Origin of the sequence: Novosphingobium aromaticivorans DSM 12444 (genome assembly GCF_000013325.1) — a bacterium.
GTDB lineage: Bacteria > Pseudomonadota > Alphaproteobacteria > Sphingomonadales > Sphingomonadaceae > Novosphingobium > Novosphingobium aromaticivorans.
Genome location: NC_007794.1, coordinates 2,310,066 through 2,333,131, shown reverse-complemented (window position 1 = coordinate 2,333,131; position 23,066 = coordinate 2,310,066). Strand labels below are relative to the sequence as shown.

The 23,066-nt window shown below is 61.9% G+C and carries 21 protein-coding genes and 1 pseudogene; 16 read left to right on the top strand and 6 right to left on the bottom strand.

From position 1 onward, the window contains the following. Nucleotides 1-76: 76 nt before the first annotated feature. The 4 genes from SARO_RS11030 to SARO_RS11015 all read left to right on the top strand — a co-directional run bounded on the left by SARO_RS11030 (nucleotide 77) and on the right by SARO_RS11015 (nucleotide 2,803). Nucleotides 77-1,030 (top strand): DUF2493 domain-containing protein, encoded by a 954-nt coding sequence (locus SARO_RS11030; protein ID WP_011445839.1) that lies wholly within the window; start codon nucleotides 77-79, stop codon nucleotides 1,028-1,030. 122 nt (nucleotides 1,031-1,152) lie between these two features. Beyond that, nucleotides 1,153-1,614: a DUF6878 family protein gene (locus tag SARO_RS11025; protein ID WP_011445838.1), complete on the top strand. Its 462-nt coding sequence runs from the start codon at nucleotides 1,153-1,155 to the stop codon at nucleotides 1,612-1,614. Between the two features lie 10 nt (nucleotides 1,615-1,624). Further along, nucleotides 1,625-2,053 carry a DUF6915 family protein gene (locus tag SARO_RS11020; RefSeq protein ID WP_011445837.1) on the top strand — a complete coding sequence of 143 codons (429 nt, stop codon included), beginning with the start codon at nucleotides 1,625-1,627 and terminating at the stop codon, nucleotides 2,051-2,053. Nucleotides 2,054-2,413: 360 nt separating this feature from the next. Beyond that, complete coding sequence (locus SARO_RS11015) at nucleotides 2,414-2,803, top strand: single-stranded DNA-binding protein (RefSeq protein ID WP_007688363.1); 390 nt, start codon at nucleotides 2,414-2,416, stop codon at nucleotides 2,801-2,803. A 115-nt stretch (nucleotides 2,804-2,918) separates the two neighbouring features. Here SARO_RS11015 and SARO_RS21500 read toward each other — a convergent pair whose 3' ends face one another. After that, nucleotides 2,919-3,149 (bottom strand): DUF6437 family protein, encoded by a 231-nt coding sequence (locus SARO_RS21500; RefSeq protein WP_234007349.1) that lies wholly within the window; start codon nucleotides 3,147-3,149, stop codon nucleotides 2,919-2,921. 323 nt (nucleotides 3,150-3,472) lie between these two features. Between SARO_RS21500 and SARO_RS11005 the strand changes: the two genes are divergently transcribed. Continuing rightward, complete coding sequence (locus tag SARO_RS11005) at nucleotides 3,473-3,709, top strand: hypothetical protein (protein WP_011445835.1); 237 nt, start codon at nucleotides 3,473-3,475, stop codon at nucleotides 3,707-3,709. Nucleotides 3,710-3,811: 102 nt separating this feature from the next. Here the strand turns inward: SARO_RS11005 and SARO_RS11000 are convergent, their stop codons facing one another. Continuing rightward, nucleotides 3,812-4,006: a hypothetical protein gene (locus tag SARO_RS11000; RefSeq protein WP_011445834.1), complete on the bottom strand. Its 195-nt coding sequence runs from the start codon at nucleotides 4,004-4,006 to the stop codon at nucleotides 3,812-3,814. Between the two features lie 103 nt (nucleotides 4,007-4,109). On the opposite strand from SARO_RS11000, the gene SARO_RS21045 reads away from it, so the two are divergent. The 5 genes and pseudogenes from SARO_RS21045 (at nucleotide 4,110) to SARO_RS10980 (ending at nucleotide 9,978) form a co-directional block, all read left to right on the top strand. After that, nucleotides 4,110-4,316 carry a hypothetical protein gene (locus SARO_RS21045; RefSeq protein WP_143004951.1) on the top strand — a complete coding sequence of 69 codons (207 nt, stop codon included), beginning with the start codon at nucleotides 4,110-4,112 and terminating at the stop codon, nucleotides 4,314-4,316. A 128-nt stretch (nucleotides 4,317-4,444) separates the two neighbouring features. After that, complete coding sequence (locus SARO_RS10995; protein WP_011445832.1) at nucleotides 4,445-4,777, top strand: hypothetical protein; 333 nt, start codon at nucleotides 4,445-4,447, stop codon at nucleotides 4,775-4,777. Then, nucleotides 4,767-7,163 (top strand): type IV secretion system DNA-binding domain-containing protein, encoded by a 2,397-nt coding sequence (locus SARO_RS10990; protein ID WP_011445831.1) that lies wholly within the window; start codon nucleotides 4,767-4,769, stop codon nucleotides 7,161-7,163. The genes SARO_RS10995 and SARO_RS10990 overlap by 11 nt, the downstream gene beginning before the upstream one ends. A gap of 37 nt (nucleotides 7,164-7,200) precedes the next feature. After that, nucleotides 7,201-9,668: pseudogene (mobF, locus tag SARO_RS10985) on the top strand (MobF family relaxase). Nucleotides 9,669-9,738: 70 nt separating this feature from the next. After that, on the top strand, nucleotides 9,739-9,978 hold the full coding sequence (locus SARO_RS10980; RefSeq protein ID WP_011445828.1) for a hypothetical protein: 240 nt from the start codon (nucleotides 9,739-9,741) through the stop codon (nucleotides 9,976-9,978). Between the two features lie 24 nt (nucleotides 9,979-10,002). Here the strand turns inward: SARO_RS10980 and SARO_RS21495 are convergent, their stop codons facing one another. The 4 genes from SARO_RS21495 to SARO_RS10965 are packed head-to-tail and all read right to left on the bottom strand — an operon-like array spanning nucleotide 10,003 to nucleotide 11,578. After that, nucleotides 10,003-10,200: a DUF6961 family protein gene (locus SARO_RS21495; protein ID WP_011445827.1), complete on the bottom strand. Its 198-nt coding sequence runs from the start codon at nucleotides 10,198-10,200 to the stop codon at nucleotides 10,003-10,005. Further along, entirely contained in the window at nucleotides 10,200-10,502 is a 303-nt protein-coding gene (locus SARO_RS10970) for a DUF5818 domain-containing protein (protein ID WP_041551040.1), read from the bottom strand. Before SARO_RS10970 ends, SARO_RS21495 begins: the two co-directional genes overlap by 1 nt. Then, nucleotides 10,499-10,924, bottom strand: coding sequence for a thermonuclease family protein (locus tag SARO_RS21345; protein ID WP_083760864.1), 426 nt, complete (start codon nucleotides 10,922-10,924; stop codon nucleotides 10,499-10,501). The genes SARO_RS10970 and SARO_RS21345 overlap by 4 nt, the downstream gene beginning before the upstream one ends. Nucleotides 10,925-10,936: 12 nt before the next feature. After that, on the bottom strand, nucleotides 10,937-11,578 hold the full coding sequence (locus tag SARO_RS10965; RefSeq protein WP_007688341.1) for a S24 family peptidase: 642 nt from the start codon (nucleotides 11,576-11,578) through the stop codon (nucleotides 10,937-10,939). Between the two features lie 408 nt (nucleotides 11,579-11,986). Here SARO_RS10965 and SARO_RS10960 point away from each other — a divergent pair, with 408 nt between their 5' ends. The 6 genes from SARO_RS10960 to SARO_RS10930 all read left to right on the top strand — a co-directional run bounded on the left by SARO_RS10960 (nucleotide 11,987) and on the right by SARO_RS10930 (nucleotide 23,064). Beyond that, the gene (locus SARO_RS10960) at nucleotides 11,987-12,856 is read left to right on the top strand and encodes a WYL domain-containing protein (RefSeq protein WP_011445824.1); all 870 of its coding nucleotides are present in this window, start codon (nucleotides 11,987-11,989) and stop codon (nucleotides 12,854-12,856) included. A 131-nt stretch (nucleotides 12,857-12,987) separates the two neighbouring features. Further along, complete coding sequence (locus tag SARO_RS10955; RefSeq protein WP_011445823.1) at nucleotides 12,988-16,092, top strand: anti-phage-associated DUF499 domain-containing protein; 3,105 nt, start codon at nucleotides 12,988-12,990, stop codon at nucleotides 16,090-16,092. Beyond that, nucleotides 16,092-16,664, top strand: coding sequence for an anti-phage-associated DUF3780 domain-containing protein (locus tag SARO_RS10950; RefSeq protein ID WP_011445822.1), 573 nt, complete (start codon nucleotides 16,092-16,094; stop codon nucleotides 16,662-16,664). Before SARO_RS10955 ends, SARO_RS10950 begins: the two co-directional genes overlap by 1 nt. A 9-nt stretch (nucleotides 16,665-16,673) precedes the next feature. After that, the gene (locus SARO_RS10945) at nucleotides 16,674-19,613 is read left to right on the top strand and encodes an anti-phage-associated DUF1156 domain-containing protein (RefSeq protein ID WP_011445821.1); all 2,940 of its coding nucleotides are present in this window, start codon (nucleotides 16,674-16,676) and stop codon (nucleotides 19,611-19,613) included. A 16-nt stretch (nucleotides 19,614-19,629) separates the two neighbouring features. After that, the gene (locus SARO_RS10940) at nucleotides 19,630-22,398 is read left to right on the top strand and encodes a phospholipase D-like domain-containing anti-phage protein (protein WP_011445820.1); all 2,769 of its coding nucleotides are present in this window, start codon (nucleotides 19,630-19,632) and stop codon (nucleotides 22,396-22,398) included. A gap of 435 nt (nucleotides 22,399-22,833) precedes the next feature. Then, complete coding sequence (locus tag SARO_RS10930; protein ID WP_011445818.1) at nucleotides 22,834-23,064, top strand: hypothetical protein; 231 nt, start codon at nucleotides 22,834-22,836, stop codon at nucleotides 23,062-23,064. The last annotated feature ends 2 nt before the right edge of the window (nucleotides 23,065-23,066 follow it).

Genomic DNA, 23,066 nt, shown 5'->3' with positions numbered 1-23,066 from the left:
GCTGGCCCTGAAGGGCTCTCGCTGGCGCAGCCATGAACGGGTGCGTCGGCCTCACGCCAGTCAGGAGGACTTCCCTATGCACACGTCATATGCCGATCAACTCGCCGGGCTCGATCTCGCCGGCTTCTCGATTGGACCCGCTCCCCTATCGACAAGCGATTTCCCGGTCCGCGAAGCGGTCGTCCAAACCCTCGAAGCGGTCTGGTCCGATCTTTTCGCCATGGTGTCCGGGACCGCTCTTGAAGCCGACGCCGAAGATCTTGGCTGGGCCTTCGTCAACATCTTCCACCGCTCGGCGGAACGCAAATCAACGGCCCTCGACAGGGCGACCGACGAGGTCCGCGCGCTGATCGCCACTGCCGACGGATCCGAGGTCCACACCCATGACCTTGAGACCCAGGTCGAGCGAGCGCAGTGCGCCGAAAGTGCGATGCTGGCGCTCGAAGAGATGCGCGAAGTCGCAGCAGCCCTGTACCTCAATGAGTTTGGTTCCTCCTGGAAGCCGGTCTCCAGTTCGCGCTTCAATCACAGCGCGATGATGACTTCTGCGCTCGTCGAAGGTCGCGATTTCCTGCGTGCCCGTGCCGAGGCCAAACGCCGTGCAGCGGTGCCCGAAGGAACCCCGGTCGTCTTCGCTGGCGGGCGCACCCGTCATGGATGCGAAGAGGATGCACTGACCTTCGGCAACAACGTCTGGGCAACCCTCGACAAGGTCCGCGACCGCGTGCCCGACATGGTGCTCATCCACGGCGGTGATACCAAGGGCGTCGACCGCCTGGCGTCGAGCTGGGCCGAACGGCGCGGCATCCCACAGGTCACGTTCTCGCTCGATATGCGCTTGGGTGCCCGTGCCGGCTTCAAGCGCAACGAGCGGATGCTCTCGCTTGATCCGCGTTACGTCATCGCCTTTCCAGGCAATGGCGTGCTCGAACGTCTGGTCATCGAAGCCAAGGCCCGGCGGATCACCGTGGTCGATCGGCGCGGGCCCCTTGGGACCAATCCGAAGAGCACTTCGGCAGCCACTGACTGAGGTCATGCCAGTCCTCGCGCCAGCGCCGGGTCGGCGCTGGCGTCATCCATCAGAGGAAAGGCGCGCGCCTGTGGTTTGGAGCCAGCGAATGGTCGATGGCTCCTTTCTACAGGAGGTATTCCATGATCGATATCGAGGCCGTGATGGCCGACTTTGCCGTTCGCCAGGCCGAGCGGCAGATGCAGGTTGCTGAAGAGATTCAGCAGCTCAAGGTCGCCATTCTTCCGCGCTTGCAGGATGCCGGCATCGCCCGTGTCGAGATCCGCTTTGACGGCTGCGGCGACAGCGGTGCCGTTGAAGAATGTGCATGCCTCGATGCAGCCGGCGCGGGGATCCCGTGCCCGGAAGTCTCCCTCAAGGAAGGCGAAGCAGACAGCGTTGATCGTACCGGTTCCGCAGAGCCGCAATCACTCGGACAAGCACTCGAACAGCTGACCTACCTGGCGCTCGAACGTCACCATCCGGGCTGGGAGATCAATGACGGTGCCTGCGGCCAACTCGTGATCGATGTGGCTGAGGCGACGTTCGTGCTGGATTGCAGTCTGCGCTTCATTGCGACCGATGATCACTCGACCGAGCTCTAGGAGACCTGGCATGGCCCACTGCTACTACCACGCCCTCTCGTCGGTCCGGAAATGGGGCGGCACGGTCGATGACTATCTCCCGCTGCACCAGTGGTTCGACCAGTCCAAGGCAATCCTGGCAGACCCACGGCACCGCGCGCTGCGGCACCATGCCGAGGGGATATTCATGCTCGAAACCCTGTTCGGCGAGACCCTCGTCAATGCCGATGGCCGGGTCGTTCCGGTGCGTCTGGTCGGCGAACAGCACGTGCGCGAAGACCTGGGCTCGATCCCCTCCTTTGCCGATTGGGCGCGCTTGATCACGCCGCAGGCCTGGATGCTTCGAGGCAACCCTCTGGACGGCGCTGAAGGGGTGACGATCGACATGCCTCTCTCCGACGAAGCAGTTTCGTCCAGGAATGAGCCATCGGTTGGAGGAGCAGTCATTACCGTGATCTAGGATGGGATTCTCCGGTGGAAGGTCGGGCAGGGATGATCCAGCCAAGATCGGAGGGAAACGAGTCAGGGCTGACCTGCTCAAGGCATCCAGCTCCACCCGGCTTCGATGCAAACCTGTCCCTGAATCACCCCCCGTCGAGACGCGCAACCCGGATCAGGTCCGGCCGAGTTGCCGGGCACGATTTTGCGCATCGCTGGTGCCGAAAACCGGTTCCCACTTTTCGGCGCGATGCTGCGTGCCCGGCTGCCCGCACCACCCGAACCAGTTCCGGGTTTCCCTTCGGTGCGCTTCGCCGCGGGGCGCTTCTGCTCGGGTTTTGCAGCCGGGATGGCCCCGGATTGCTCGATCAGGAGAAAGCCCATGACCAATCTCGTTATCCTCGTTGGCCGCATCGCTCGCGACCCCGAAACCCGCACCACCCAGGGTGGAACCAGCATCACCTCGATCTCGGTCGTGACCGACCGTCCAGCCCGCAAGGATGGCAAGACCTACAAGGACGAAAACGGCTACACCGCCAAGGACAGCGAATTCCACCGGATCACCTGCTTCAACGGCCTCGGCCAGAATGTGGCCAAGTATTGCACCAAGGGCCAACTCGTGACGGTCGAAGGGCGCATCCACTACACCCAGTGGGAAGATCAGAGCGGCACCAAGCGCTACGGCTGCGAGATCATCGCCGACAAGGTCGACTTCCTCACCAAGGGCCGCTCCGGCAGCAACGAGGGGGCTCCCGATATCGATGAGGACTGAATGTCCTTCCCTCACGACAAGGCCCCGGTGGCAGACGCCACCGGGGCCTTTTCTTTTATACGCCTGCGATGCGGCGGCGCGGGGCATGGAACCCCTTGCCGCCGCGGGATGGGCTTTACGCGGGAGCAATCCGCTTCAGCGTTTCCTCGATCCCGAGCGCCATCGAGGCGCGAACGATCTGGCGCAACTGTGCCGGTTCGATCATCTCCGCGCCGCACTCGATCAGCAGCTTTCCGAGTTCGGTCGCTGCTTCTTCACGGAGACGTGCCTCCTCGTTCTCAAGTTGGGCACGCTGTTCACGCAGCTTCTTCAGCGCATCGCGGGCAGTGGGTTTGGACCTGGCCATAGTGCTTCCTTCTTGCTGGCCGTTGGTCCCCTCCGCTCCCGATCTTGGCACTGCGGGCGCATGTAGGAAAATGGTTTGTGGGGCAGGCGTTGCGCTACTGCGCAGGCGTTGGAGAGGTCTCTCTCGCAGAAAGACCAAGTGTGATGCGGGCTTTGGGGCTGCGTCAAGGACGACGGGGCCCCACCATTTTTACCGGGCAAGCCCGGCAAAAATCGTTGCCCCCATCGCCGCTTCGCGGCCGCTGACGCGGTCCCTGACCCAGCCCGTCACCCACATCCTTCGCAGCTCCTGATGCGACGCATCGAACATCAGGAGGAAAGATCATGTACGCTTCACTGAACATTGCCGCTGCTGGTCCCGCCGCTGATCAGGCAGCCTTCGTTGCTGCCCTGGATCAAGCCCATGCCCGGTCCTTTCACAGCTACTTCACGCAGTACGTCCTGACCGATGACGAGGCAGGCTATATCGCGGTCGATGAAGGAGATTACGGCGCGTTGCCCAAGGCCATGCTGGACCGTGTCATCGACACCGTGCGGGGCCGTCTCAGCGATGAATTCTGACCCGCCGGTTTGGGAGGAAGTCCGTCAGGGCTTCCTCCTTTCTTTTTGCTCGCAGACCGTTCCGGCATCCCTCGGCCGGTACGGGGAGGCGGGTCGACGGCGTCAGTCGGGGGTATCGGGACGGTCGAGATCGGCGAGCCGCTCCGGCATACCCAGAACCTTCAACGCCGCGGCCTCAATGGCTTCTGCCTGTGTCGGGAAAGCCTCGGAGGAACTGATCGACACCCCGTTCGGGTAAGTGACCGTTGCCTGGAAACCGTTGCCTTTCGGTGTCGCACTCAGTGTGACCTGGCCCATGCGGCGCCTCCTTTCTGTCCGGAATATTGGATGCAACATAGGCGTCGATCCCGTCTGTGCCTATCGCGATCCGCGGATCGGCTAGTTGCCGAGGACCCTTTGAATGGGGATCGCAAAACGCATCATCCGTTACAGGATCAATAGCTGGTTCCTGTCCTCGCAGTTGGGGACAGTTGGGCACACCGTACGCGACAAATCGCTGGATCAACTGGCAGAAAAACACGAAATTCCAGATGCATGGATCGAATTCCGCGAAATGGCAGCTTCTCCGTCAAAAATGACGTGGGCGAGGGGAGTTACGTGGATTTGACCAAAGCGAGGCCGGGAATGGCGGAATTCCGCAGCCCTATGTGTTCTTGACATGTTCTTGAATCTGACTTAGCTTCAACCTCGCCTTTCGCAGTGTGAACCGGGCTCCTGACCACAAGGAGTCCGTGCATGACACGGCCAATCTGTCTCCAGGTTTACATCTCCAGCGAGCTCAGTTCGCTGATCCGCAAGGCTGCCAAGGTCAAGGGGATCAGCATGAGCGAGTGGGTTCGCGCCTTGCTCGCCAATGCCTGCACCGAGGACGAGCTTTCCTCGCGGCTCGACGCTTCCATTGAACGCATTTCCCGCCGCTCGGTGTTCCTCATGGTCGGGGTTGATGCGCTGCTGGCAGGGCACCCCGACCACGCGCTGCGCGGTCGGGCGCACCAGGCTTACGTGCGCAAATGCAAGGAACTCGGTCTTTCCACAGCCGCTGGCGAGGGAGGCTCCGATGAAGCGTAATCTCGTCAACTTCACGCGTGGCAGCCAGCTGCTCGGACACTTCAGCTTCATGTTCGCGGCGGGTCTCAAGGGCCCATTGATTGTCGCCGCGCTCGTGATCTCATGGACCTCCTGGTGGACCATTTCGGCAGGCCTCACCGACCATGAAGTCTACCTCGTCTGGATGCGGATCTATGCCGCCATCTACGGCTTCATGGAGTTCGATGCCGCCAAGCGGATCACCCTGGAAACTGCCTTTGGCGCGACCATTCAGTTTCCGATTGCGCAGCTCGAAAGCTATCCGCCGGTGGTCCATGCGTGGGAGAAGCTGACTGCGCTTCTGACCAGTGCCTTATGGCGGTCCGGCTTCCTCCTGGTCCCCGTCTTTGCCGTCTTTTACTGGTTCGCCGAGCGGTTCGGCGGCCGCTCCAAAGAACGCAAACATGAGCGCGGCGCGATGCTCGTCACGCTCCCCGAGCTTGTCGATGAACTGACCGCGCACAACCGGCGCGAGCGCACCCGTGAGCTCGATTCCGCGCTGGGCTGGAAATGGCGGCTCAGCCTGCCGCGAGAGATCGCCCGGGTCTTTCCTTATCGGCCATCGCACATCGCCACGGTCTCCTATCCCTGGCGGCTCGAACAAAGCCATGCGATGCTCATTGGTACCACCGGTATGGGCAAGACCGTGGCAATCTCCGACATGATTGCGGAAGCCAGAGCCAAGGGCCAGCGCTGTGTGGTCTTCGATTTGACCGGCGCCTTTATCGAGCACTTCCATGCGGCCCATTGCGACATCATCCTGAACCCGCTCGATGCGCGTTGCCCCCAGTGGAGCCTGTTTGACGAATGCCGTTCTGAAGGCGAGTTCTGGGCCGCGGCGGACGCCCTCGTCCCCCACGACGGGGGCGGAGAAGCCCAGTTCTGGGTGATCGCTGCACGAGCCCTGTTCGTCGAATTCTGCCTCAAACTTGTGGCTGAGGGCAGGGCGACCAACGACGCCCTGGCCCGTGAGCTGATGACCGCGGACCTGTCGCGTGTTCATGCCATGATGCGAGGTACGATCGCCGATCCTCTGACCGCGCCGGAAGCTGCCCGCATGGCAGAATCGATCCGGGCCGTCTTCAACGTGAACGCCAAGGCGCTCAAGCTGCTGCCGACTGCCGGACCTCGTTTCTCGGTCCGCCAGTGGATCGAGGACGGGGCCGACAGCGCCACAAGCGAAGGCTCGATCCTGTTCATTTCGGCCCGCTATGTCGACATGAGCGTCTGCGCGCAGTTGCTTACGCTCTGGCTCGACACGGCCATGAACACGCTGATGACGATGCCCCGCACCCGCGATCTCAAGTGCTGGTTCTTCGTCGATGAGCTGGGAGCATTGCACCGCCTGCCAGCCCTCGAGAAAGGCTTGCAGACGGCGCGCAATTTCGGCGGCGCGATTGTTCTTGGCCTGCACGCCTATGCCAAGCTCAAGGAGGTCTACGGCGAGAACATGGCGATGACGCTGGCATCGCTTGCCCGGACCAAACTGATCCTTGGAACCGCCGACCGCGAAACGGCCACCTGGTGCTCCGACTTCATCGGCCATCGCCAGGTCAGGGACATGGAAGAGGGCTACACTTACGGCTACAACAATGCCCGCGATGCGGTCAGCCTGACCCCGCGCAAGCATATCGAGCCGCTCCTGCTGCCTGACCAGCTGATGAACCTGCCGCGCTTGTCGGGGTACATCAAGTTCCCCGACGGCTTTCCCGCCGCACCGATCAAGCTGAAGCCCGTCGACCGACCCAAGCGGGCGGAGACCTTCATTGCCAGGGTCAAGGAAAGCCCGAAGGCAAGGGTCACGGTGCCCCATCCGGCGGCGGAGCAGGCCGAGCAGAAGGCAGCGCCAACAGGCAGCGAGCATCCCTCGTCCAACGATGACGGAGCGGGCAAGCCGGTCGTCCCAAAGCAGGGCGAACTGGCGCTGGATCAGGGACCGAAAGCCGCGCCGAGACAGGAGCCTGACGCGCCAGCCAAGGATATTGGGCGAGCAGTGGAACACCCACCCGGCAAGACGTCGAAGGAGCGGGAGCCGGCAGCTCGCTCAGGGCAAGACAAGGCGGGCAAGGCCAGGAAGGAGCAGTCGAATACCAGAACCGATGCGCGTGCGCGTAAAGCTGGACCTTCCGCCCGCCCACTTCTCCCGACAGGCGAAGCCGCAGCTGCGCCGGATCAGTCGGCTTCGCCTAAGGGCACGCCCCAGGCCAGCACGCCCGGAACGGAAGGGCTGCAACAGGGCAAGCCGGATAACCCGAAGAGCCAAAGCTCCCGCGATGCCGCCGCGCGCAAGCTGATGATCGAGGATGGTTTGCGGGAGCACGAGCCTCCGCCGATCACTGGTCCCGATCTTGGTGACATGGAGATGTGAGCATGGCGCTGACTGCCTCGGGATGGCGGAGCGATCGATGCTGTCGGTAGCCAATGTCCGCACCGCCGGCGGGGCGGCCAACTACTTCGCTGCCGACAATTACTACACGCGGGCTGATGCCGATCGCTCGGGTGAATGGCTGGGCAACGGCGCTGCCGCGCTCGGGCTCAAGGGGGCCGTCGACGCGCGGCAATTCGAGGCGGTCCTTAAGGGACTGCTGCCCGATGGTAGCCGCGTCGGCAGTGACAACCGGGCGCACCGGGCGGGGACCGATCTCACCTTTTCGATGCCGAAAAGCTGGTCGGTCCTTGCTCTGGTGGGCGGCGACAAGAGGATCCTCGATGCCTACGCCGCGGCTGTCCGGGAAACCCTGCGCTGGGCCGAGAAGAACCTTGCCGAGACCCGGATGGAGGTTCGGGGCAGAGAGCGTGCGGTCCAGACCGGCAACCTTGCGATCGCGCTCTTCCAGCACGACACCAACCGCAACCAGGAGCCCAACGCCCACTTCCATGCCGTCATTGCCAATGTGACGAGAGGGGCCGATGGCAAATGGCGGGCGCTGCGCAATGACAAGCTCTGGCAGCACAATACTTTGCTCAATGCCATGACGATGGCGCGGTTTCGTCTGAGCGTCGAGAAGCTCGGCTACGAGGTCGGGGAGTTCGGCAAGCACGGCAATTTCGAGGCCGTCGGTGTGCCCAAAGACGTGCGCGATGCCTTCAGTTCGCGGCGGGCGGAGATTCTCGACCGCCTGGCAACGATGGAAGGAAGGGGGCTCGCTGCTCGCAACGCAGCAAACCTCATGACCCGGGCAGACAAGGGGCGGATCGAGGATCGCGATGCGCTGCGGCAGCAGTGGCGGGATACGTCCACAAGGCTGGGCTTTGACCCCGCCATGGTCATTGCCCGGTCCAATGCTCGCAGCGCGCAGGACCTTGGCAATTTGACTGGCGTTGGGTCCACGATGCGCGCGATAGTCCGCAATGCTCAGGCCCTTGCAACCTCCTTGGCCGAGCGCCTCGGCCTGCGGGAAGGCGACCCGCTGATACCGGCCCGGCTGACCAATCGCAGTGTCGAGCAGGTCGCTGCAATTCATGCAGTCGCCTCGGCTGTGCGGCATCTGGGCGAGCGGGAGGCGGCCTTCACCCGGGCCGAAATCTACCGTGCAGCGCTTGGCTTTGCGCTCCCAACCTCGCTCGCTGACATCGAGCAGCGCGTCGACCAGCTGCTCCGCCAGGGACATCTGGAGAAGGGCAGGGGTGCCGACCGGGAACTGCTGACGACACGCGATGCCATCAGTCTCGAACAGCGCATCATCGCCGGGGTTGAAGACGGGCGCGGCACCGCGCCGGCGATTGTTTCTCCCGACATTGCCGGGTCCCGGCTGCAGGCCCTGTCCCAGATCAAATACGGGCTCACCTTGAACGCTGGACAGGAAGGGGCAGGGCGCCTGCTGCTTGGCTCGAACAACCGGATCGTCGCGATCCAGGGCGTCGCGGGCGCAGGCAAGAGCACGGTCCTCAAACCTGTCGCCGATATCCTGCGCGAGGAGGGCAGGAGTGTGCTCGGGCTGTCGAAGCCGCCGCAGCCTGGTTGTCGCTTTCGACAGCCGAGCGCGAGGCAACCGCGATTTATGCCTCAGGCCGAAACTTGCGCAGCGCCGTGAACGAGGCTGTGCAGACAGGCCTCAAATCCAGCGGCGAGCTTGGTCCTGACACCATGCGGCTCCAAACCCTGTCGCGCGTCAATGTAACCCGCGAGGAGCTGCGCTATGCGAGCAACTATGCGCCCGGCATGGTGGTCGAGGTCGCGCGGCGTCAGCGCAGCCAGGGCCTTGCAGCAGGCGAATACCGGGTGGTCGGAACAGATGTGGCGCGCGAGCGGGTCACGCTGGAGAACGCGCGTGGCCGCCAGTTCGAGTTTCGTCCCGGTCAGATCCGGCCGCAAGGTGAGCAGGATCCGCTGCGCCTGTTCGAAGTTCGCGCCCTCGACATTTATACCGGCGACAAGATCCGGTGGACCGAGACCGATCACCAGCGGGGCCTGCTCAATGCCGACCAGGCCCGGATTGTCGCTATCGACAAAGAGGCTGTCGTGGTGAAGACATCCTTGGGCGCAGAGCACAGACTCGAACGCGACGATCCAATGCTGCGACGTCTCGATCTCGCCTATGCGCTCAATGCCCATATGGCGCAGGGGCTGACCTCCGATCGCGGCATTGCTGTCATGGACAGTCGCGAGCGCAATCTGGCCAACCAGCAGACGTTCCTGGTGACAGTCACACGGCTGCGCGATCGCCTAACGCTCTATGTCGACAATGCTGGCAAGCTTGAAGCGGCGGTCGAGCGCAATGCCGGTATGAAGCGCTCGGCGCTGGAAACGGTCGATCTCCTCCGCGACGCTGCGTCCAAAGGGCAGGCCAAAGATCGTGTCGATCCTGCACCGGAACGCAAGCCGCCAGAGCTTGACCGGTCGATTACCAAGCCATTCGAGATCGGCATCTAGCGTCCCGCTGTCCCCATGCGTCCGCACATGGCCGGTTGACGCGAAGTTCTTTATTTGTTCTCATTGACCTATGCCTCGAATCTCCGACGATATCCTCCTTACCCATCTCGAAGTTGCGCTGGCCGTTGCGCCGGAGCACACGCTCGTCCGCCTCAATGCCGATGATCCGCGCGCCCAGCGCAGCGCCAGGGTCGATCTGGCTCGCCATTTGGTCGAACGCATGCGCGGTTTGACGATCGAAGGCGACAGCCATGGCGGCCCAAGCGCGCAGCCGTGCCTGTTTCCGGGCGATCTGTCGCCGATCGGATGAACTGATTGGGCTTATCGAGCAGGGTTACTGGAGTGGCCCTTCCGAGGCCTTGGAGCTCAGCTGCACAATTCTCTCGGCGATAGCCTGCCATGTCCGAATGCCCGCCTCATCGCCAGCAAGTGCGAGCGCCCCAATCTGTTCGGCGACATGCAGGGGTGCCTTGTCCCCGTGGGTTTGCAGGACATGGTTGGCGCAGGCCCAGAGCTCCCAGTCGCTGAGCATCAGCCCAGCACGCTGATGGCCGCGCCAACCGTCGCGTAGAGGCCATAGGCGAAGGCTGCGACAAGAATTAATTCGAGCCGGAGTTTGAATGCAGTCGGACGAGGCTGTCCGGCAGGCCATATCTGGTCGCAGGCAAATCCGTTGAACCCTGAACGCTCCCCGACCACTTCGACGCGGGCGCCGATGAATTTGCGTACCTGACGGGTGTTGTCGAGTTCCCAAGTCCCGCCATCATCGGTTCGCAGCATCGGTCCATTGGCCGACCGTACGACTATGCCGGTCAGATGCGTGGTGCTGTTCACCGGCAGGCCGGGCCTTTCCAGTAGCGATCCCAGCGCAGGACTGTGCCGGTCTTGATCATTGCGCATGACAGATCGGCACCTGACGGCAGACGGCACCAGGCAGCGGTCCTGTTTCCGCCTGCGGATCCCTCGGAGCGGCATGTGAGCCGCGGACCTCTGACTACCACGTGTCCGGTCGCGATTGTTCCCTTCGCGCCGCCCATCAGCAGTACCAGCGCATCGCGCGCCTCAAGCGCCGAGGCAGCGGGGCAGGGCTGATTGGTCCGGCAGGTGCCGTCCATCTCCCGGGCCGCGATGCCCGCGATCCTCAGGTGAGGGCCTTCCGCACACCAGACTGGACCATCACCATCCCAGACATGAGTGGGCGTGCAGGTAAAGGACTGCCCGGAAGCGACGATCGAAGCGGCAAGCAGGGCAAGCATCAGAAGGCCACCTTAGAGCGCCCGTCCGAACCAGAGAACCCGTCCGACGATGTTAAGCGTGCGTTTCTCGAGGCCGCGCCAGCTTGGATAGGCAGGGTTGTCGCTCAGGACCGACGCGCGTTTGCCCTGTGGTTCGAGGGCAATCCGCTTGACGCTCAGCATGTCATCCATCCGCAGGACATAGATCCCGTCTCTCAGCCGCGACTGGCCATCCCCGAGATCGACCATCACCTCGTCGCCATCGTGGAGGGTGGGCTCCATCGAGTCCCCATGGACCGCGATAATCGACAGGCTCGACGCCTTGCTCGCGGTCAGTCGGCGCAGCCACTTCTCGTCGAAGCCGAACTGCGCGGATTTGGCTTCCATTTCGGCCAGAGCGCCATGGCCGGCTGATGCCTCGACATTGAGCAAAGGTACATGGACCAACTCTACCACCGGGCCTGAGCGGCGGGCAGGGGCTCCAAGGACCTTCTCATCGACTCCGAAAAATCGCGCCAGGACCGAGCGATCCTGCTCGTCCAACTGCCGCGGACTGCCGCGCCGAATATACTGCTGGATGTAAGCGGCATTGCGCCCCAGCAGGCGCGAAACCGAGGAGTAATTCACCCCTCGTTGCTGGATCAGTTCGTCCAGGGCTCTGCGTGCGTCGTCCATGACTGCCAGTCCTATCGCGGGCACCTAGGAAAATCGATCCTAGACTCTAGGAAGCCTTCCTAGTAAGAACACAACAAGAACGCAAGCTTAAAGCGAGTCTATGGCGATGGAGCTATTGGAGCAGATCGAGGCATATCTAGCGCAAACACGGACGTCGCCGAGCACCTTCGGTCGGCACGTCGTGGCAGATCCTCGCTTCGTTCAGGACCTTCGGGATGGGCGCAGGCCGCGCCGCAAGACCTGCCAGAAGGTGTCGGAATTTCTTGCGAGCTCAGAGGCAGTTAGCCGCAGGTAAATTAGCGAAATCCGGGCAAGCAGCTTTCCGAATCTCGTTGCCTCGCCATCAAGCATCCACTACGCTTACCCATACAGAAACTGGTTTAGCCCAGTTTCTTGGGGGATCTGGCGATGGACAGCGATTCGGGATTGCGACGCGGGGTTGAGAGCCGCCTCGAATTCATCGAATTTAGGCTCTTCTGGGAAGGGCATGTCAACCGGAGTGACCTGATCGAAGTTTTCGGCGTTTCGATCAACCAAGCTTCGACGGATCTGAACAGATATCTCGGCCTGGCTGAAGCCAACATGGTCTACGACAAGAGCGCCAGGACTTATGTTCGTAGCTCGACATTCACGCCCGTATTTCACCAGCCCGACGCATCCCAATATCTCTCCCAGCTCAGATCGCTCTCGGATGGGATCATTGCCGCCGACGACAGCTGGATCGGAGGTTTGCCGAGTTTCGCCTGTGTCCCGACTCCCGCCCGCGGTGTCTCGTCCAAAATTCTGAGGGCCATCGTAACGGCGATCAAGCGGCACGAGGCGATCGAGGTTTTCTACCAATCGATGTCATCCCCTGAGCCCGCTTGGCGGTGGATCGAACCTCATGCCTTGGTGTTTGACGGCTTCAGATGGCATGCTCGGGCGCATTGCCCACGCAGTAGCGCCTTCAAGGATTTTGTTCTCTCGCGCATCACCGATACGCGTTCATCAAAGCCGGCAGAAGCTAGGCCTTCCGGCGATCGCGAATGGGAGGAGCATGTTGAGCTGCAGATCGCGCCTCATCCCGCGCTGAGCGCTGGTCAGCGCAAGGCGATCGAGCTCGATTACGGAATGGAAAGGGGCGTGACGACCATCCCGGTGCGGCGGGCTCTCCTCTACTACGCATTGAAGCGCCTTGGATTGGATACCGATCCGGCAGCACGTAGCCCCCAGGACCAGCAGATTGTTCTATTGAACTGCCGCAACATCGACATCGGTTCGAAGGGTGTCATCGAATAGTGCTATACATCGGATTTTTGTTTCGGATTTCTATTAAGTTTCCGCCATTCTAATCTGTGTCTGGTTCGAGTTTGTGTAAATCTGCCTCGCATCGGTTTGAAGTTGGACAGTTAGGCTTTGGAGAGCTGCAGATGAGTATGGGTTACAATATTCCTTTGGTCACCTCTCTCTGCGACATCAGCCCGGACGTGTTCTCGATGAGCCGATCCGAGCAAGTGGAGCACCTCTCATCGATTGGCGACGCTGATATTTCGACTGCGCGTGCCTTCTACGCTCGCAACCACGTTACAAGCGGAATGTCCGAGTTCCTGCGTGGCGCTATGCGACGCCTGTCCGGTCAAAGCCAACAGGCGGTCTTCGAGCTTCGTCAGGCGATGGGCGGCGGTAAGACCCACAACATGATCGCCCTCGGCCTCTTGGCTCGGTTTCCGGAGTTAAAGGATCAACTTCCAGACACGATCACGGCCGGGATGGGTGACGAGCCTGCTGTAATCGCCACCGTCAACGGGCGGGACGTTCAGAACTTCATTTGGGGGGACATCGCCGAGCAGCTTGGTCGGGCGGAGGCGTTCCGGGACCACTGGGTCAACGGGCCGAAGGAGATGAACGAGGGGGATTGGATCCGGCTCATAGGGGACCGGCCCACCCTGATCATGCTCGACGAGCTCCCCCCGTACCTCGCCATGGCGCACACAAAAACGGTCGGTCAGGGGACCCTGCTGGACCTTCTAAAATACTCAATCGCAAACCTTTTCTCCGCCGCGATGAAGCTCAAACGCTGCGTGGTCGTGGTCGCCTCCCTCGACGCCGCCTATGACGAGGCGCGCCGGATCTTAGGCGGGCAGCTCGCGGACCTCCAGAAGGAGACGAGCCGCGGCGCGAAGTCGATCACCCCGGTCGACCTGAACACGGGCGAGATCTACGACATCCTGCGCAAACGCCTCTTCACCCGACTCCCGGACCCGGACGGGGCAGAGGTGGACAGAGTGGCGCAGGCCTATCTTGCCGCCTACCAGGAGGCGATTCGGGGCCGGGCGCTAGCGAAATCTGCCGAGCAGATGGCTGACGAGATCGTCGCCTCCTACCCGTTCCACCCGAGCTACAAGGACATTCTCTCCCTTTTCAAGGAGAACGAGAAGTTCCGTCAGACCCGGGGCTTAATCCAGTTCACCGCGAACCTGATGCGCGGGGTCTGGGGGAGAAAGGACCAAGAGGAAGTGTTCCTGATCGGGGCGCAGTTCCTCGACTTCTCCGACCAGGAGACCCGAGATCAGGTAAAGGAGATCGAGCGGTCGCTGGAGTCCGCTCTAGCCAGCGATGTTTATGACACGGACGGATCCGCGCACGCTCAGGGCATCGACGGGGACCGGAACGACCGCGCCGCGTCGCAGGTGGCCACCCTCCTGTTCATCTCGTCGCTGTCGGACAACACAGACGGGATCCGGGGCCTGCCCCGCGACACAGTCGTGGAGTACCTGGTCTCCCCCGGCCAAGAGCCGACGCGGTTCATCGAGGCGTTCGACCAGCTTCGGGACCGTTGCTGGTACCTGCATAATCGGGACGGGGATCGGTGGTACTTCTCCGACATCGCCAACGTCCGCAAGCAGATCGAGGACAAGGTCGGAAAGATTCCGCAGGACCGGGTCGACGAGGAGATGCGTCGCCGCCTCACGGACATCTTCCGTCCCGTCAACAAGCTCGCCTACTCTGAGCTGGTGGTCCTTCCGCGGGTCGATGAAGTGAACCTGACCCCGTCTAAGCGGACCTGTCTGGTCCTCTCCCCCGACGCGAAGTCCCCGCCCGCTGCGGCAGCGCGGTTCTTCGACGACGTGGTTTACAAGAACGCGTTCTGCGTGGTCGCCGGGGACGGGTCGAAGATGGCCAGCGCGGAGGACAGCGTCCGTCGCCTCCTTGCGATCGCTGCCGTGAAGACGATCGTGGCGGACACCCCCCGGCACCAGCGGGAAATTGAGACGGAGCAGGAAACGACCGAGATTGGGTTCAACTCCACCGTCAAGAGCCTCTTCAACGCGGTTTGGTACCCGCAGACGAAGGAGCTGAAGAGCGCCCGGATCGACCTCGGCCACTTCCAGGAGCGGGGAGTGATCCAAGGGGAGAAGGCGGTTGAGGCGGCTCTCGCGGGAGGAGGGGCAAAGAAGCTCGTCGAGCTGGACCCGGAGAAAACGGACGGGCTGATCCAGCGCTGCGAAGACCAGCTGTTCCCGGAGAACCAGTCCCGCACCCGCTGGTCGGACGTGCTGGAGCGGGCCGCGTCGAACCCTCGCTGGATATGGCTCCCCCCGAAAGGAATGGAGGAGATCAAGGCAGCCGCCCTCGCGGAGGGCCGCTGGGTCGAGGAGAACGGCTACGTAGACAAGAGCCCGCCCCCACCACAGCCACTGATCAGGGTCACTCGGATCGGCGGGGACGAGGCGACCGGGGAGAGCGAACTGGAGCTCGCCGTCTCGAACGCCGGGCGGGCACCCGAAGTGCTGGTTGCACCGACCCGGGAGGGGCTGGACGCCGGTGAGATCATCACGGACCGAACCTATCGGACCACGGAGGTGGAACTCTGGTTCCAGGCCCGTAACCCGGAAACAGGGGAGGTGAGCGAGCCGTACCGCTGGGCCGGGTCTATTACGATCACTCATGAGCGGCGTGATAACGCGGGCATGTGGCAGGTGACCCTCGCAGCGCGTCCCGAGGCGGAGCTGCGCTGGAACACCTTGGGGATCAACCCGAAGGACGGGTCGCTCTATAATGGCGGAGCGATAGAGATCGACGGGAGGCAAAAGACCACTCTCTACGTCTACGCGGTCAAGGGGGGCGTGTCCGCGCAGCGGACCTTCGCCTTCGACGCGGTCGGCGCACAGCGAACCATCAACAACGAGCGCCCCGCCAAGGCGAAACGTGACTTCCAGTTCGCCTCCAAGGGGGAGGTTCTCCGGGTCGTGCGGGCCGCGAAGGGGAAGGAGAGCGTCCGGTTCCACGGGGTCAGCGTCACTGTTGGTGAGGGGGAGCGGAGCCTCCGGGTCCGCAGCGGCGGGGACGTTGCCCTGTCGGGTGCGGACATCGAGACGATGATCGACGGGCTGCGCGGTGCGCTCGGGCAGCCGGACGCGGAGGTGCAACTCCGGTTTCGGGAGGCGGACTTCCCTGATGGGTATGCCCTGAAGGACTTCGCGACCCAAGTCGGGATCGACATCCCGGTTGAGGACGTGGAGCAGGAGGCCTGATGGCGGATAAGGTGATCACCCATGGGTTTGGGGTCCCGAACGACCCCCTGCCGCACCAGTTCTTGGTCCGGATCCCAGCGGGCCGCACGGACACTGTCGAGGTCTGGGAAGACTTCGGCGCAGCCGGGGTCGGGACCGCCGCGCAGCGGCTCTGCCGGGCTACGGTGCAGCGCGACACGTGGCGCCAAGTGGCGGAGGGGGTGAAGGCCCACCTAAACCGGCGCCTGAAAGAGAAGGACCTGAAGGCATCTCGCTTCAATGCTGGGGACAACCGGGTCGAGCGGATCCTCGGGCGCGAGCTCTGTGTACTCGCCTGGGCGATCGAGGACGCGACCCCGGACGAGGCGGCGATCGCCTTCACCCGCTGGTCTTCGCACCGGCCGGAGGAGCTCTGGTGGCTTTTCCAGCAAATCGACCGGGACGGGGGGGAGTGGGACAGCCCCAAGACCGGGTGGCGGGTCGCGATCCGGCACGCCCTGATTCGGGACGGGGAGGAGGCGCCGAAGACGCCCCGTCGCCCGCGTCCGGTGGATCCGGCCGAGAAGACACCTGACCTGTTCAGCAAGTTCTGAGGATTGATGATGACGATGACCGCCACCGAGAAATCCGCCGTTGTGCCGTTAAGCTTGCGGGACGCTCCGTCCCTGATCGAGCGGGCCTGGCCGACGGCGAAGATCTCGGCGGAGACCCAGAAGGAGCGGAAGGCGGTTCAAGGGCAAACATTGACCGGGCTTGGTTCCTACTGGAAGGGACGCAAGCCCCTGATTTTAACCCGGGCCTGCGTCCTCGCGGCACTGATGCCGGCAACCGATGATCTGGAACGGGACGTCGAGATCTTCGAGAAACTGATGGGGATGGCGGACGAAACGTTCGGTCGTCGGTATGACGGTGGGCCGACTGCCTTCGTGAAGACGTTCCCGGATCACGCGCTTGAGGTGGCCGAGGATACAGGGCGTTCCTGGGTGTGGCGCGATGATCTTGACCCGCGTGAACGTCAGCGTCGGATCGCGCAAGCCTTTATCGACATCCCTTACGGACAGCGCCTGGAGAAGGTGAAACGTCCTGAGGAGTTGGCGGAACATGAGCTGCTAGACGGGATCTGGGGCGAGGTGAACGCTCATCTGCGTACGCGTGCCAGTTCGATTGCCGAACTGGTTGAACAGCTCGGGGTCATGCGGTTTGGGCGACGCCCCCTTTTGGCCGACACCTTCTCCGGTTCGGGATCGATTCCCTTTGAGGCGGCCCGGGTCGGCTGTGACGTCATCGCGTCAGACCTGAACCCGATCGCCTGCATGCTGAGCTGGGCCAGCTTCAACATAGTGGGTGCCAGTCCTGAGCGGCATGCGGAGATCGTGCGCGAGATGCGTCAGATCGCAAACAACGTGGACAAGGCGATCACGGACATTGGGATCGAGCATGACGCCGACGGGAACCGGGCGAAGCTCTACCTTTACTGCGTTGAGGTCCGGTGCCCCCGGACCGGCTGGATGGTGCCTGTTACCCCCACCTGGATGATCTCCAAGAAGCGGAACACCATCGCCCGGCTCATCCCCGACCACGCGAACAAGCGCTATGAGATTGAGATACTTAACGGGGTCACGGATAAGGAAGTCGAGGCGGCGGAGGTCGGAACGCTCCGGGGCGGTCGTCTCCATCACCCGATGCTAAAGGATGACCTAGGCATTTCCATGAAGGAGATCCGGGGGGACTTCCGGGTTGACGACGGCACGAGCGGAAACCGGCTCCGGCTGTGGGAAAAGGATGACGTCCGGCCCCGTCCGAACGACATCTTCCAGGAACGCCTCTATGCGATCCAGTGGATGGACGGGCAGGACATCAAGAAGGGGAAAGCTAACCCTAGAACCTGGTTCGCTTCCGTGACGCCCGAAGACCTCGCACGTGAGGAGGAGGTCGTCGAATATGTTGAGCGTCATCTGGCCGAATGGCAGCGGGATGGGTTCGTTTCTGACATGCAAATTGAGCCTGGGAACAAGACAGATGAACCGATCCGGACACGCGGCTGGACCTACTGGCACCATCTGTTCTGCCCACGGCAAATTCTCTTCACAGCTCTAATACTGTCTGAGGCAAAGATGTCGCCAGAAGGCCGCGCCTTCGCAGCAAAATTCATTGATTGGAACTCTAAGCTCTGTCGCTACGGGACAGGCGCCGCGCGAGAGTCTGTGGCCCAAACCTTCTATAATCAGGCCCTCAACACGTTCCCAAACTACGGCGTGAGGTCATTCGGTTTCGCCCGCTCGTATCTAGAAGACGTGCCCAATAATTCCCCGCTATCTGGCCAGAGTAGGCTGATCAGTCGTCGTGCAAGTGAGGCTGATGAGCACGTAGACATCTATCTCACAGATCCTCCCTATGCGGACGCGGTCCAATATGACGAGATCACCGAGTTTTTCATCGCATGGCTGCGGAAGAATCCGCCTGCACCGTTCGATAAGTGGATCTGGGATTCCCGCCGGAACCTCGCCATCAAGGGCGAAGGGCAGTCCTTCAAGACAGCGATGATCGACGCCTATGGCGCGATGACCAAGCATATGTCGGACAATGGGATCCAGATCGTGCAGTTCACGCACCAGGATGCCAAGACCTGGTCCGACATGGCTCAGATTTTCTGGGGCGCGGGTCTTCAGGTGGTTCAGGACTGGTACGTGTCGACTGAAAATATGACTGAGCTAAAGAAAGGTGGCTACGTCCAAGGGACCCACATGATCGTCCTAAGGAAACGCCAGGGCGAGCAGTCCGGCTACCAAGATGAAATTGTCCACGAGATCCGGGACGAGGTGGAGCGCCAGATCAAAGACATGATCGGGCTGAACGACCAGATGGACGCGGCGCGCGGCGAGAATATCTTTAACGACGCCGACCTTCAGATGGCCGGCTACGCGGCCGCCCTCAGGGTTTTGACTGCTTACACGAAGATCGATGGCAAGGATATGACGCAGGAAGCGCTCCGCCCACGCAAGAGGGGAGAAAAGACCCTGGTCGACGAGCTTACTGAGTTCGCGGTCCAGACTGCCAACGAATTCCTGGTCCCGGATGGGCTGGAACGGGAGCTATGGCTCGAGCTGAACGGAGCCGAGCGGTTCTATCTTAAGATGATGGACATCGAGGAGGCCGGTGAGGCCAAGCTCGACCAATTCCAGAACTTCGCCAAGGCGTTCCGGGTTGGGGACTACGATGACCTGATGGTTTCGAAGACTCCGAACAACTCGAAGCTCAAAACCGCCAAGGGTCTCGGCCGCGGCGCCATGGCCGAGGGGGTTCAGTTCGGCCGCGACAGCACTGTCCGGCTCGCTTTGCGCGCAATTTGGCGCGTCGGCAAGGAGGACGAGGTGGAGGACGTGCTAGACGAGCTACGCGACCTGATCCCGGACTACCTACGCAAGCGGGACGTGCTCCGCCAGATCGTGGCCTACGTTGCCACGAAGCGGGAGCGGAATGACCCGGCAGAAGCGAGCGCAGCTCGGATCCTCGGGACCGCGATCCAAACGGAGCGGATCTAATGAGGAGACGCGCGTCGTGCCTGACCTGATCTCCCGCTTTTCCTCGCGCAATCACCGCCTCTCCCATGTCTTCTTGAAGGACCGGCTGAAAGGGGCAGAGACCTATGACCGGATCGCCGGGTATTTCCGCTCCTCCATTTTCGACCTGATCCACGAGGAGATCAGCACAATCGGTCGGGTCCGGATCGTCTGCAACGCGGACCTAGACCCGCGTGACCTGACGGCGGCCACGCTCAGTCAAAAGGCTCGCGACCAGGCGCAGGTCGAGCGGTGGCACGAGCAAGGGGACGAGGTCGACGCACTCTTGGAGCGGCCCCGCTGGCGGCGCTTGCACGAGCTGTTGACCGCCGGGAATGTAGAGATCCGGGTCGTCTCACGCGATAACGCGCCCTTCCTGCATGGAAAGGCGGGGGTAATAACCCGCCCCGACGGGACTACCTCTAGCTTCATTGGGTCCATCAATGAGACCGCAAATGGGTGGGTGCAATCCTACGAAATGATCTGGGAGGACCAGTCCCCAGAGGCGGCCACTTGGGTCCGGTCCGAATTCGACTGGCTCTGGAAAAAGGGGGTGCCCCTTTCACAGGCTGTGATCGACGAGATTGGTCGGACAGCCAACAAGATAGAAGTTCAGGTGGAGGAGATGCAGTCCGACCCGGTCGGACTGGCTAAATCCGTCACCGTCGAGAGCCCCCTCGTGCGCCGTGGAGAGGGACTCGCCCCATGGCAGAAGGCTTTCGTGAAGATCTTCGTAGAGCATGACCAGAAATACGGGGCAGCTCGTCTCCTGCTCGCCGATGAAGTAGGGGTCGGAAAAACCCTATCAATGGCCGCAACTGGCGCGCTCTCGGTCCTGATGGGGCACGGGGCCTTCCTCATCCTCTGCCCGGCCACCCTGACCCTCCAATGGCAGATGGAGCTCTGGGACAAGCTGGGTCTCCCTTCCTGTGTCTGGGCGCGCGCGCCTCAGAAGGGTTGGTTGGACCATCGTGGCCACCTCTACCGGTCACGGGATCCAGATGACGTGCTGCGCTGCCCAGCGCAAATCGGGATTGTCTCAACCGGCCTCCTTGTACGCGGCGGCCCGGAGGCACAGGCACTGTTGCGCGGGACCTACGGAATGATAGCGCTCGACGAGGGGCACAAGGCTCGGGTCAAACGTGGGATCGGGATGGATGAGCCGGAGCCAGGTAAGCTCTACCAGGCCATGGAGCGCCTTGCCGGGCGAACACGCCACCTAGTAATCGGGACTGCAACCCCGATCCAGACGCACCGGGAGGAGATCTGGGACCTTATGAAGCTACTCGCCTACGGGCAGGATCATGTCCTTGGGCGGCCGAGCGCGTCTCGGTGGTGGGACTCAGAGCAGGCACTCGACCTAGTTTCTGGTCGGACGGCCCCGCCGGAACCAGAAGCGGCCTGGCCTTGGCTCCGCTCACCACTCCCGCATGCCCGCGAGGCAGCCGTGTTCCGGGCGATACGAGAGGACCTGAAGGTCCGGGAAGACGAGTTTTTCACTGACCGCGGCCTCGCGGATCTGGACGATTTCACCCGCGAGGACCTGGCGGAGGTGCTCGAAATGGGAGAGATCGCCCGTAAACTGCCGTTCATGCGGTACCACAACCCGCTTGGCCGCCATGTAGTCCTGCGCCGCCGTAAGACGCTTGAGGAAGCAGGACTGATGGACCGGATCGCGGTCAACATCCACCCGCGCCCTAGCACCTCCCCGGCGGTGTTCGAGCGTGGTGCGGTCCGCACACCGCATTTCTATGACCGAGCTTACGAGGAGGTCCAACTCTTCACAAAGGCAATGAAGGCGCGTCAGGCTGGAACTGGGTTTCTCGGAAATCTGATGATGCAGCGCATATGCTCCTCCATCGCGTCCGGAATAGCGACCGCTACCAAGATGCTGGAGCGCCGCCGCGAGGGAATTCTAGCCGAAGAGGCTGAAGATCCTGACCTGCTGGAAGCGATCGAAGAATTGGGAGCGGAGGCTTATGCTGCCGCTGTGGATGTCGAGGCGATCCATCTCGAACGGGTTTTGGAGATTCTGTCTTCGGCTAAGCAGGAAGATCCAAAGGGACGTGCTGTCCTGCACTATCTTGACCAAGAGGGGTGGCTTGCGCTCGGCTGCATCATCTTTTCCCAGTATTATGACACTGCTCGCTGGGTAGGTGAGTTAATCAGCGAGACGCACCCCACAGAGCCGGTCGCGGTATATGCCGGGGTTGGAAAGTCAGGTGTCTTGCTTGGCGGGGAGTGGCGGTCGATCGACCGCGAGGACATCAAACGGGGGGTCAAGGAGCGGAAGCTTCGGGTCGTCTGTGCGACTGACGCCGCCTGTGAGGGTTTGAACCTCCAGACTTTGGGCACCCTAATCAATGTCGATTTGCCGTGGAATCCGTCTCGTCTGGAACAGCGGATCGGTCGAATCAAACGGTACGGCCAGCAGCGTCGCGAGGTGGATATGGCGAACCTGGTGTATTCAGGCACTATCGATGAACGGGTTTACCAACGTCTCTCGGAGCGCATGCAGGACCGCTACGACATACTTGGCTCGCTGCCCGATACCATCGAAGACGATTGGATCGAGAATATTGAGCGACTTGAGGCGGAGCTCAAATCTTTCACCAAGCCGGAAAGTCCGGCTGATGTTTTCAGCTTGAGGTATGGAGATTTTCTCGAAGTTGGCGATGGCGACGCTGACTGGGAGCTTTGGACTAAAGTAGTTTCACGCAGAGATATCGAGACTTTGCTTGAGCGTCCCTGGGGCTCTGGCAGGTGAACGGCCATGCGATACCGACCTCAAGGGGAACCGCCTTTGCACGCCGGTTACCGCGGAAACATGGGAATATGCCTTTAGCCCAGCAGAGAGTGCATTCTACGAAACGCCGAGTGCATTCATCCTTGATGGGCGCGCCTATGCATCGATCCTCGATGGGTGGGCCCAATCCGCGAGGATGCACTCACTCATAGCACTGCAGACGCTAGCGGCGAGTTCGATTGCTGCGATCCAAAGCGCTTTGACCAAATGTTTGCCGACCGTCGCGGACAGTATGACCCGTCCCGGCATCCGAAGCGAGATGATGCTCTTGCCGGATCAAAACGCCGATACGTGACGGCCTAGACCGAATTGGAGGAGAGGCTGCGCACTCACCGCTGCGGGGCATGTTTTACTGGTTACTGTCCTCGTTTCTGCTATGTTCCAAGGAGCAGCGAGATGAATGCGATCATGAGCAACTTTGACATCGATACTGGCAACCGATCTGCATCCCAGAATTGGGAGGGTCTGTCGGAGCTTGATCAGGCGCTCCGCGAGAATCGTCTGATGGAGTATCGTATCAAGAAGGCCTGGGCCGACCCTTGGGGGCGTAAGCTGACGATCATCGGCGGCTTCGTCATTGTTGCCGTTTTCGCATTCTTAGCGGGCGCGTCATTCGGACTGTGGTGACC